General features: G+C 61.1%; 12 protein-coding genes and 1 pseudogene. 3 read left to right on the top strand and 10 right to left on the bottom strand.

Annotation, left to right across the window (positions count from 1 at the left end; all coding sequences use genetic code 11):
* The 5 genes from ruvB to ruvC all read right to left on the bottom strand — a co-directional run.
* On the bottom strand, positions 1 to 664 hold a 664-nt coding region (gene ruvB / locus MOV76_RS36070), incomplete at its 3' end, for a Holliday junction branch migration DNA helicase RuvB (protein ID WP_247266344.1).
* Entirely contained in the window at positions 661 to 1,059 is a 399-nt protein-coding gene (locus MOV76_RS36065; RefSeq protein ID WP_017968120.1) for a PIN domain-containing protein, read from the bottom strand. The genes ruvB and MOV76_RS36065, both read right to left, overlap by 4 nt.
* The gene (locus MOV76_RS36060) at positions 1,056 to 1,316 is read right to left on the bottom strand and encodes an AbrB/MazE/SpoVT family DNA-binding domain-containing protein (protein ID WP_018445922.1); all 261 of its coding nucleotides are present in this window, start codon (positions 1,314 to 1,316) and stop codon (positions 1,056 to 1,058) included. The genes MOV76_RS36065 and MOV76_RS36060 overlap by 4 nt, the downstream gene beginning before the upstream one ends.
* A gap of 54 nt (positions 1,317 to 1,370) precedes the next feature.
* A complete protein-coding gene (gene ruvA / locus MOV76_RS36055; protein WP_018243450.1) occupies positions 1,371 to 1,985 on the bottom strand; it encodes a Holliday junction branch migration protein RuvA in 615 nt (204 codons plus the stop codon).
* 41 nt (positions 1,986 to 2,026) lie between these two features.
* Positions 2,027 to 2,536: a crossover junction endodeoxyribonuclease RuvC gene (ruvC, locus tag MOV76_RS36050; protein ID WP_018243449.1), complete on the bottom strand. Its 510-nt coding sequence runs from the start codon at positions 2,534 to 2,536 to the stop codon at positions 2,027 to 2,029.
* Between the two features lie 244 nt (positions 2,537 to 2,780).
* On the opposite strand from ruvC, the gene MOV76_RS36045 reads away from it, so the two are divergent.
* Positions 2,781 to 5,096 carry a methyl-accepting chemotaxis protein gene (locus tag MOV76_RS36045; RefSeq protein WP_247266343.1) on the top strand — a complete coding sequence of 772 codons (2,316 nt, stop codon included), beginning with the start codon at positions 2,781 to 2,783 and terminating at the stop codon, positions 5,094 to 5,096.
* A gap of 126 nt (positions 5,097 to 5,222) precedes the next feature.
* Positions 5,223 to 6,224 (top strand): LLM class flavin-dependent oxidoreductase, encoded by a 1,002-nt coding sequence (locus MOV76_RS36040; RefSeq protein ID WP_130718921.1) that lies wholly within the window; start codon positions 5,223 to 5,225, stop codon positions 6,222 to 6,224.
* Between the two features lie 209 nt (positions 6,225 to 6,433).
* Here the strand turns inward: MOV76_RS36040 and MOV76_RS36035 are convergent, their stop codons facing one another.
* A complete protein-coding gene (locus MOV76_RS36035; protein ID WP_018243446.1) occupies positions 6,434 to 7,180 on the bottom strand; it encodes a YebC/PmpR family DNA-binding transcriptional regulator in 747 nt (248 codons plus the stop codon).
* Positions 7,181 to 7,321: 141 nt separating this feature from the next.
* Here MOV76_RS36035 and MOV76_RS36030 point away from each other — a divergent pair, with 141 nt between their 5' ends.
* Positions 7,322 to 7,825 carry a pyridoxamine 5'-phosphate oxidase family protein gene (locus tag MOV76_RS36030; RefSeq protein ID WP_130717760.1) on the top strand — a complete coding sequence of 168 codons (504 nt, stop codon included), beginning with the start codon at positions 7,322 to 7,324 and terminating at the stop codon, positions 7,823 to 7,825.
* A gap of 136 nt (positions 7,826 to 7,961) precedes the next feature.
* Here the strand turns inward: MOV76_RS36030 and MOV76_RS36025 are convergent, their stop codons facing one another.
* The 4 genes and pseudogenes from MOV76_RS36025 to MOV76_RS36010 all read right to left on the bottom strand — a co-directional run.
* The gene (locus MOV76_RS36025; protein WP_247266342.1) at positions 7,962 to 8,807 is read right to left on the bottom strand and encodes an MBL fold metallo-hydrolase; all 846 of its coding nucleotides are present in this window, start codon (positions 8,805 to 8,807) and stop codon (positions 7,962 to 7,964) included.
* Between the two features lie 163 nt (positions 8,808 to 8,970).
* Positions 8,971 to 9,795 carry a TIGR00282 family metallophosphoesterase gene (locus tag MOV76_RS36020; protein ID WP_020051528.1) on the bottom strand — a complete coding sequence of 275 codons (825 nt, stop codon included), beginning with the start codon at positions 9,793 to 9,795 and terminating at the stop codon, positions 8,971 to 8,973.
* A 3-nt stretch (positions 9,796 to 9,798) separates the two neighbouring features.
* A complete protein-coding gene (locus MOV76_RS36015) occupies positions 9,799 to 10,386 on the bottom strand; it encodes a 5-formyltetrahydrofolate cyclo-ligase (protein WP_247266341.1) in 588 nt (195 codons plus the stop codon).
* 119 nt (positions 10,387 to 10,505) lie between these two features.
* Positions 10,506 to 10,839 (bottom strand): annotated as a pseudogene (locus MOV76_RS36010) (DUF1552 domain-containing protein); the annotation flags it as partial.

Genomic DNA, 10,839 nt, shown 5'->3' with positions numbered 1-10,839 from the left:
CGGCGATGCGCGGGGTGCCACGGGCGCGTCTTGCGATCTCGCGGGCGCCCTCCTCGGTGATCGGCAGGTTCATCAGCCGCGCGCCACGGCGCACGATCAGTTCCAGCTCCTCGACTGTGTAGAAGCTCAGGCGCACCGGAATGCCAAAGCGGTCGCGCAGCGGCGTCGTCAACAGGCCAAGGCGGGTGGTGGCCGCCACCAGCGTGAATTTCGACAGGTCGATCTTCACCGAGCGAGCCGCAGGGCCTTCCCCGATGATGAGGTCGAGTTGGAAATCTTCCATGGCCGGATAGAGGATTTCCTCGACGGCGGGGTTGAGGCGATGGATCTCGTCGATGAAGAGCACGTCGCGCTCCTCGAGATTGGTGAGCAGGGCAGCGAGATCGCCGGCCTTGGCGATCACCGGGCCCGACGTCGAGCGGAAGTTGACGCCGAGCTCCTTGGCCATGATCTGCGCCAGCGTCGTTTTGCCGAGGCCGGGCGGACCGACGAAGAGCACATGGTCCAGCGCTTCGCCTCGGTTTTTCGCCGCCTCGATGAAGACCTTGAGATTGGCGCGCGCTTCCGCCTGGCCGGTGAACTCGTCCAGCGATTGCGGGCGCAACGTGATATCAAGGTCTTCGCCCCGCTTTTCCGGCGATATCAGGCGGGCGGATTCGCTCATGTCAAAAGTTCCATTCCAGGTATGGTTTTTGCGGCTTGGGCATCGAATGTCCTGGTTGTCACGCAGCCCGCATCACGATTACGAAGGGCGATGAAGACATCTGCAAATTCTGCATTCGTCCGCACCATGATTGCGAGCGTCTCCTCGACTACTCTTTCATCTTCAAGGATCAGGTCGGCCGAGTCCAACAAGTCCGAAATCGCCTCCATGATCTGTTCTCTCTTCAGCTTGATCCGTTGTCTCAAAAACCAGGCGCATTCCATCAGCGTGATGCAACTGATATAGCCGGGTGCCGTATCGGACAGGCTCGCGAAGAGCGTTGTGACCTTCTCCGTCTGGACGACATCGTCCTTCAGGAGGAAGCGCAGCATAATATTGGTGTCGAGGCCAATCATCTTGCACTAGTCGCGTGATCGGCGATGGCTTCCCCAATCGCCTCGTCCATTTCCGTCAAAGTGATCGTCGGTCGGTTCGGATCGTGAAACTTGCCTGCAAGGTCGATGGCGCGTTTGTTCTTGGCTTTCATGATGATTTCGCCATCGCGATTGATGTAGCGGATCCTGTCGCCGGACTTCAGATTCAGCAATTCACGAACTTCAGCCGGAATTGTTGTCTGGCCCTTCGATGTCATCGTACCGTAGTAGATATTCATGCGGATCTCCTTACCATTCAAGTTTAGTAAGGAATTGCGATATATTCAAGGAAATCACCGCGCCAGCTCTTTCAATCCCAGCCTGATCAGTTTGGCGCTGTCGGCGCCATCGCCCGCCGCCTTCATTGCCGCGGCAACCGCATTCGCGGCCTGGTCGCGGGAATAGCCGAGGTTGGTCAGTGCGGACACCGCATCGGCGACGGGTGCTGCCGCGACGCCTTCACCGAGTTCCTGCTTGAGAGCGATATTGATCGCTTCGCCGGCAAAGGCCGGCGCCCGGTTCTTGAGCTCGGTGACAAGACGCATCGCCACTTTCGGACCGACGCCCGGCGCACGCGAGACGGCGGCGCGGTCCTGCAGGGCGATCGCATTGGCGAGTTCGCCTGGCGTCAACGTCGAGAGCACGGCGAGCGCCACCTTGGCACCGACGCCCTGGACGCTCTGGAGCAGGTTGAACCATTCCCGCTCCAGCGCGGTCATGAAGCCGAAGAGCCTCAGCTGGTCCTCACGCACATAGGTTTCGATAAACAGCACGCAGGCCTCGCCGGCCGAGCCGAGCTTGGACAGGGTGCGGGCCGAGCAATGGGCGACGTAGCAGACGCCGTGCACATCGACGAGCACATAGTCTTCGCCGATCTCGTCTATGGTGCCTTTCAGCTTGCCGATCATGGGTCGGGTCTCTCAGCAGATGGGAACAAGTCAAGTATAGATTAACCGGCCAGTGCCTGGCGCATCCGGTTGCTGCCGCGATTGTGCGCATGGCAGATGGCGATCGCCAAGGCGTCGGCGGCGTCGTCGCCCTTGAATTCGACTTTCGGCATCAGGATCTTCAACATCATATGGATCTGGTGCTTTTCGCCATGGCCGACACCGATGACGGCCTTCTTGACGGCGTTCGGGGCATATTCGGAGACCGGCAGCCCGGCACGTGCCGGCACCAGCATGGCGATGCCACGGGCCTGGCCAAGCTTCAGGGTTGCCACCGCATCCTTGTTGACGAAGGTCTGTTCGACGGCGGCTTCATCCGGCTTATAGCTGTGGACCATCTCCGCCAGGCCGTCGTGCAGCTGGCAGAGACGGGAGGCAAGGTCCATGTCTCCATCAGAGGTCACGGTTCCAGATGCCACAAACCGCAGGGAATTGCCTGATGTGTCGATCACTCCCCAGCCGGTGCGGCGAAGCCCGGGATCGATGCCGACGATGCGAATCGTATTTTGCATGGTTCAACCTATAGCGATTGCGAAATAAGTGCCATCGATATGTGAACAAAACAAAAACGTTCCTGAATTTCGGCCCTGCCATTTACCGCGAATTAAAACAGATGCCTGAATTCTAGTCATCGAATACGAGAGGGGCTTCTTTTGGCAAAGAGTTAAGCCTCCGATGTTCTGTTTACAGGTCAGTAGATCAGGCATGCGCTGCGTGCCCGCGCTGGCAGGCACGTTCAGAAGGGGTTCGTTGTACATGGCTCAGAGATTTCAGTCCCTGTCCTTCAAGGTCATCGTCACGTTCATTCTGATGACCGTGCTGTCCATCGCGGTCATCGATGTGCTTGCCTATTTCGCCAGCAGCCGCATTTCCGACGAGCAGGCGCTGAAGGCCAAGGAAAGTGTGCTGATTTTTCGCGGCGACATGCTGCAGGACCAGCTGGCGCAGCTTGAAAACCAAGCAAATTCCATCGCGCGCATCGAGGCGCTGCAGATGTCGATCACCAATCTGAAGAGCGGCTGGAAGACCATCGAGAAGACCGCGGGCGATGCCCGCGCCGAACTGAAGAAGGTTTTCATAGCAGGCAACCCCAACCCCGCCGACCAGCGCGAGAAGCTCATCAAGCCGGAAGGGCCGAGCGGCTTTTATTATTCGAGCCACGAGAAGACGCAGGGCGAAGTCGCCCGCGACCTCGAGGACACCGCCTTCAGCGATCTGCTGATTGTCGATCTCGAGGGCACCGTTCTCTATTCCTATAAGAAGGAAGACGACTTCGCCGAGAACCTGAAGTCGGATGCCTGGAAGGCGACCGGCGCCGGCATCGCTTTCGCCAAGGCGATCGAGAATACCGCCAAGGCGACCGATGATGCTGCGCCGACAGGCTTTTCCGGCCTTCGTGTCGATGCCGGCAGCGGCAAGTCGGCGATCTTTTATGCCGTGCCGATCGTCAAGCTTGGAGCGGCCAAGGGCATCATTCTCTTCAAGGTGCGCGACGAGATCGTCACCGGCATCCTCGCCAAGGGCATCGTCCAGGGCAGCACGGCGCGGGCGGCGATCGTCTCCGGCGATGGCTCCGCCGTCGGCCTCGACGGAAGCGGCAAGCTTGCGACGCTCGATACGACGCCCTTCACCTTCATCAAGAGCGCGCTTGCCAGTTCGGCGATGACGGTTGCCGATTTCAGCCGGGCGGACGGCGCGGCCCGCGCCTATGTCCGCGGTATCGACTATCGTGGCGACCGTTTCCTCGTGGTAGAGAGCGTGCTTCTGAGCGAGCTCAATGCCGGCTCGATCGAGATCGCCACCCTGCTGACGATGATTGGCGTCGGCGTGCTCGTCGTCATGGCGATCGCGACCGGGCTCGTCACCAATTTCCTGTTTTCGCCGCTTGCGCGGCTTGCCGGCGTCACCCGCGATGTCGCCGACGGCAAGCTCGACAGCGAGATCGGCAGCCTGAACCGCAAGGACGAGATCGGCACCATGGCCAACGCGCTCGACCGCTTCCGCCACTCGCTGATCGAAAGCCGCGAGCTCGAAGCTGCCAGCGAAGAGACCCGCCTGCAGGCCGAGCACGACCGCCAGCAGAATCTGGCCGAGCGTGAGGCCGAGGCCAAGACGCTGCAGCAGGTGGTCGAGGCGATTGACGAGGGCCTGCATCATCTGGCGAACGGCGATCTCGCCTACCAGATCGATACGCGCTTCCCGAACGAGCTCGAAAGCCTGCGGGTCAATTTCAACGAGGCGCTGGCGACGCTCAGCGAAACCATGACGGCAATCGGCGGCAACTCCATGGCGGTGCGCGCCGGCTCCGAGGAGATGCGCACCGGCGCCGACGAGCTTGCCGGGCGCACCGAGCGCCAGGCCGGCTCGATCACCGAGACGGCAAATGCGATCAGCGCCATCACCCAGTCGGTCCGCCGGCAGATCGAGCGAGCCGAACAGGCCGAGCGCATCGCCCGCGACGCCAAGAAGGAGACGACGGGTTCCGGCCAGATCATGCGCGAGACGATCGCGGCGATGGAGGCAATCCAGGCCTCCTCGCGCCAGATCAACACGATCATCTCGGTCATTGACGACATCGCCTTCCAGACCAACCTCCTGGCCCTCAATGCCGGTGTCGAGGCAGCGCGCGCCGGTGAATCCGGCAAGGGCTTCGCCGTCGTCGCCATGGAAGTACGCGAGCTGGCCCAGCGCTCATCGAGTGCGGCCAAGGAGATCTCCAGCCTGCTGCAGAAATCGACGCATGAGGTCGAAAGTGGCGTTACGCTTGTGGAAAAAGCGGGCGTTGCGCTGACGGGCATCGGCGCCCATGTCGAGGCGATCAACGGGCAGATCAACGAGATCATGGGTGCGACCCGCGAGGAGGCCAATACGCTGCGTGAGATCAATAGTGCCGTCGCAGAACTCGACACGATGACGCAGCAGAACGCCTCGATGGTCGAGGAGACGACGGCGGCGATCCACCGGCTGGCGACTGAAGCCCTGGAAATGGACCGCCAGCTCGGCAATTTCACGCTACCGCATAGCCATCACACGCAGAGCGCCGAGGTGCATGTGCTGCGCCGTCAGCGGTAAGCCACACCTTTCCACATTGCATAAGGGTCGCGCTCGCGCGGCCTTTTTTGTTTGCGTCCATGGTTTGGAATGGCGCGGGTGCGAACCTACATAGACGGCATCGTCCAACTGCCCGGCAGGTATCCCATGGTTCCCTTCTCCATACTCGACCTTTCCCCCGTTGCCGAAGGCAGCACCGTGCACCAGTCCCTCAAGGCCTCGGCGCGAATGGCTGTGAAGGCCGAGGAGTTCGGTTACAAGCGCTTCTGGCTTGCTGAACATCACGGCATGCCGGGGATCGCCAGCGCTGCCACATCAGTCGTCATCGGCCATGTCGGGGCTGCGACAAAGCATATCCGCATCGGCTCCGGCGGCATCATGCTGCCCAATCATTCGCCGCTCGTCATCGCCGAGCAGTTCGGCACGCTGGAAGCGCTCTTCCCCGGCCGCATCGATCTCGGCCTCGGGCGCGCGCCGGGAACGGACATGCGCACGGCACAGGCGCTGCGGCGCAACCTCGAGGCCGGCGCAAACAGCTTCCCCAATGACGTGGTGGAACTGCAGCAACTTCTCGATACGCCGGTCGAGAACCAGGCGATCCTCGCAGTTCCCGGCAACGGTTCACATATCCCGATCTGGCTGCTCGGCTCCAGTCTCTACAGCGCCCAGCTCGCCGCCATGCTCGGGCTTCCCTATGCCTTCGCCTCGCATTTCGCCCCCGACATGCTGCTCGATGCGATCGCGATCTACCGTGACCGCTTCCAGCCCTCGGCGACGCTCGACAAGCCGCATGTGATGGTCGGCGTCATGGGCGCGGTGGCAGCGACGGACGAGGAGGCGCGTTACCATTTCACCTCCGCCCAGCAGCAGTTCGTCAATCTGCGCCGCAATGTCCGCGGCCCGTTCCCGCGTCCGGTGGCCGATATGGGGGATTTCTGGTCGCCGATGGAGAAGATGAATGTCGAACACACGCTGCGTTATGCCGTTGTAGGCTCGCCGAAGACGGCGGAGACGAAACTGACGGAGTTTCTGCGGGAAACGCAGGCCGACGAGGTGATCATCTCGATGCCGATCCACGACATTGAGGCACGGCTGACATCGGTGGAACTATTCGCAGGGCTGGGGAGCTTTATGCGAGCCGCCGCTTAGAACAGGATGATTTTAGACCGGGTCGGCCTAAAATCTGAATCCTGTTCTACATTATATAGTTAGAGCATGATGTCGTCCGAAAACCGGTCACACTTTTCGGCATCATGCTCTTGATCTACGCAAGGCGCACTCTGACGCCGCCACCTTTTGGGCAAGAAAAAACCCGGCGTTGCAGCCGGGTTTTTATGTTTGACATCTGCCTGAGGAGGTCAGGCCGAGAGCTTTGCCAGCACTTCTTCCGAGACTTCGAAGTTGGAATAGACGTTCTGCACGTCGTCATCGTCTTCCAGGCTGTCGATGAGCTTCATCAGTGACTGGGCTTTTTCCTCGTCCACCGGCACGTTGTTCTGGGCGCGCCAGACGGCCTTGACGGTTTCGGCTTCGCCGAGGCTCGATTCCAGCGCTTTCGCCACTTCGCCGAGGGCTTCGAAGCCGCAGGTGATGTAGTGGCCGTCTTCGTCGGTCTCGACGTCGTCGGCGCCAGCTTCGATTGCGGCTTCCATCACCTTGTCGGCATCGCCGACGGAAAGCTTGTAGGTGATTTCGCCGACATGGTCGAAGGAAAAGGAAACGGAACCGGTTTCGCCGAGAGCGCCGCCGGCCTTGGTGAAGCTCGAGCGGACGTTGGAGGCGGTGCGGTTGCGGTTGTCGGTCAGAGCCTCGACGATGATCGCCGTGCCACCGGGGCCGTAGCCCTCATAGCGGACTTCGTCATAATTTTCGCCGTCGGCGCCGGCTGCCTTCTTGATGGCGCGGTCGATATTGTCCTTCGGCATGGACTGGGCCTTGGCGTTCTGGATCGCCAGGCGAAGGCGGGCGTTCATCGTCGGGTCGGGCAGGCCGGCCTTGGCGGCAACGGTGATTTCGCGCGCAAGCTTGGAGAACATTTTCGACCGCACGGCATCCTGACGGCCTTTGCGGTGCATGATGTTTTTAAACTGTGAATGGCCAGCCATGGCACCCCTGTCCACGTCTCATTGTTCGGAATGGGCCGCCTTATAAGAGCGAAACGGCACCCGTTCAAGGAAAAAGCAGTTCGGAACAAAGGCGAGGGGATGGCGTTTCAATCGAACTCCATCCAACGGAAAGGAACGGTCATGGCAAGTCTCAGCGAGGCGCAGGAACATCCAGCACGTCAGCTCTGGGATCAGGTCAACGATGTCCATGCCGGCATGCTCGGAATTTCCGGACTGGATATGCACATGCAGCCGATGGCGCCGCATGCCGATCCCACCACCAACACCATCTGGTTCTACACCAAGACCGATGCCGACATCGTGCGCGCCATCAAGCCCGGCAGCCGCGCGCATTTCTGTGTCGTCGGTAAGGATCACGACTATCACGCCTGCCTCGCCGGTGTGATTGAGGTGCATCCTGACCCTTCCAAGATCGAGGAATACTGGAGCTCGATCGTCGCAGCCTGGTATGACGGCGGCAAGAAGGACCCCAAGCTCACCATGCTGTCCCTCCATGTCGACGATGCGGAGATCTGGGTTTCCACAGGCAACAAGCTGAAATTCGGCTGGGAGATCGCCAAGGCCAATCTCGACGATGACAAGTTGCCGGATGTCGGAATCAAGCGTCACCTGCAGTTCGCTTGACGCGCAGTGCCCCTGCATAATTCCTTAAATCGGAATCGATTTAAGGATAAAATTATGCAGCAATTCAAAGTGCTACAGCGTCCTTTGCGCGTCTGAAAAGACGCGCGGCGCTGTAGAAGGAAAACCGCCGGGCCTTTTACTGCACGCCCTTCAGCACATAGATCAGCGGCTTTTTCGGCAGAGTGCGCATGGAGACGGTGATACTGGCATCGGGCGCATTGGCGACGTCGAAATCCTTGCCGAACATCGAGACGAAGGCTTCGACTGGCGGGCCGCGACGGTGCATCGGCAGGATCAACGACGAGCGTAGCCGCTTGATGACGCGGCTCATGCTGTCGGCGCCCATCGTCAGGCCACCGTCGACGGGGACCATGACGACGTCGAGGCGGCCGATCTCGGTATAATGGGCATCTGTCAGCTCGTAGTGCAGGTGGCCGAGATGGCCGATGCACAGGCCGGCGATCTCGAAGATAAATATGGAGTTGCCGTTCTCATGCGCGCCGCCGAGGCCGTAGCTGAAGCGGATATCCGTCGTAACGTTGCGGATATAGGCATCGCCGACGACGAGATTGATGTTGGCCTTTTCGCCCGGAATGTCGCTCCACCCATGCAGCACGTGCTTGATGCCGGGATCGGGGGTCAGGGTATAGTGGGTCGTGTGCGCTTTGTTCATGGTCACGACATCGGGCATCGTCGCCGGTCTGTACCAGCCATTATAGTCTGTCGCGATGACGATGCCGCCCGGGGTCTCGATCTCGAAGGTGGAATGGCCGAGGAAGGTCAGTTTGACGTCCTCGCCCTCGGAGACGGCAGGCATCAGCGGCAGGGCGCCGGAGAAACTTGCGAAGGTCACCTTGGGGATGGTTTGCGCGATCGCCTGGCACTGGCTGACCGGTGGCCGCTGCTCTTGTGCCCCGGCAAGATTGGGCGCGGCGAAGGCCGCAAGGCATGCGATAGCGAGGATAAGATACCGCGGCTTCATGCCACCCCTCCGGCGCTCTATCACCTTCAACCGGCGCATAACCCGGAAAATCGATACCGATTTTGGGGTTATACCCGAGTGGCGGGGAGGATGCGGCATGAGGCCGCAGGGGTCCAGACGGCGGGTCCTCACAATTGCGTGTTGGACGGCCGCCTGTCGCCTGTTACCGCCAGAACTCCGGCACCGTTTCGGCCAGCCGCGGTCCGAGCCGGAGCGGCGCGATCTTTTCTGCAAGTCCTGTCGTATCCGAGATCTCCACGCCGACGCCGCAGATCGTCGCGGGGCCGTTCGCGGCTTCCATGCGGCCCTTCGGCATCTTGGAGATGAAGCGGTTGAGCGGCTCCTCCTTGTCCATGCCGAGAGAGGAGTCGTAGTCGCCGCACATGCCGGCATCCGACATATAGGCGGTGCCGCCGTTCAGGATCTGTGCGTCGGCCGTCGGTACATGCGTGTGGGTGCCGACCACGAAGCTGGCGCGGCCGTCGACGAAATGGCCGAAACACTGCTTCTCGCTGGTCGCCTCGGCATGGAAATCGAAGATGATCGCATCGGCCTGCTCCTTCAGCGGGCAGGCGTCGAGGATGACCTCCGCCGATTTGAAGGGGTCGTCGAGTTCGGGATGCATGAAGACCCGGCCCATGACGTTGGCGACGAGCACGCGCGCGCCGTTTCTGGCATAGAAAAGGCCGGAGCCACGGCCGGGCGTGCCTTGGGGATAGTTGGCGGGACGCAAGAACTGATCGTGCCGGCCGGCAAAAGCGACGGCTTCCTTCTGGTCCCAGACGTGGTTGCCTGTCGTCACCACATCGGCGCCGGCATTGATCGTTTCCAGAAAGATGTCCTCAGTGATGCCGAAGCCGCCGGCGGCATTCTCGCCGTTGACGATGACGAAATCGAGCTTGAGGTCGGAAATCAGGCCGGGAAGACGGTCCCAGACCGCCGTGCGTCCCGTCTTGCCGACCATGTCACCCAGAAAAAGCAGCCGCATTCCCTATCCAATCCAAGAGGCAAAAAAGCGAAGGCCGCTTTCTGTCAGGATGGCATCCAGGCTTATGTCGTGCGGCTCAGCGGGCACATGTGCCACTTCCTGGCAGTCGAATGCAATGCCGATCAGCTTCGGATGCAGGCCTTTTTGCCTTAGCCGGCTGATGGCGCGGTCGTAGTGGCCGGCGCCGTAGCCGATGCGGTGGCCGCTGATATCGAAGGCCGAAAGCGGCACCAGCATGATCTCGGGATCAAGAATGGCGGCATCTGCGGCGGGGCCGACCGTGCCGAAACCGGTGTCGACGAGGGGCGCACCTTCCGCCAGCTCGCGAAAGACGATGGTCTGCCGGTCAAGGATCGCCGGCACGCAGAGCCGCGCACCGCGCACGGCAAAGCGCGCCATCAGCGGCCGGAGATCGGCTTCCGAACGGATCGGTAGGAAACCGGAGACGATCGTACCCAGCGCAAAACCGACGGCCTCGCCGGCATGTTCGGCCATTGCGAGGCTTTTGGAGGCGCGTTTCTCGGCGGGGATGGCGTCGCGTGCGGACAGCCGCTCGTTGCGCAGCTGCGCTTTCAATTCTTTCGCTGTCATTCGATCTGCCGGTTCTGAGAGATTTACCCGAGCATAGACGGCTGGATGTCCGATGCAAATGCCGGATGCGACGGTATCAAGCGCGTTTCACGCCTCGTCCGCCTGGCGGCTGCGGATCGTCAGACGACGATGCTTGTCGGTATTGTCGTGGCGCCGATGGAGAAGCCTGCCATATCAGGAACGGCATTGGCTCCGGCCTGCCGGTCTTGCTGCCGCAACTCGCGCATCGCCTTTTCGAGCACTTGCTTGAGTTCGCGCACCACCGCCTTGAACTCTTCCATCGTTTCGCGATCATCGGCCGAAATGCCCGAAAATTTCGGGGCATCCTCAGCGACGCTCGCATAGGCGTTGCGGGCGTCGGTGGCGGCGTCCGGTTCCTGCGAGCCGGTGTCGCCGGCCGCAGTTTCTCCTGCGGTATCCGTCAGCGCCGCATCGGCCCCGCTGGTTGCGACG

It is taken from the genome of Rhizobium sp. PRIMUS64, from assembly GCF_023006465.1.
In the GTDB taxonomy this organism is placed as follows: domain Bacteria; phylum Pseudomonadota; class Alphaproteobacteria; order Rhizobiales; family Rhizobiaceae; genus Rhizobium; species Rhizobium leguminosarum.
This window is presented reverse-complemented; position numbering and strand designations above follow the sequence as displayed.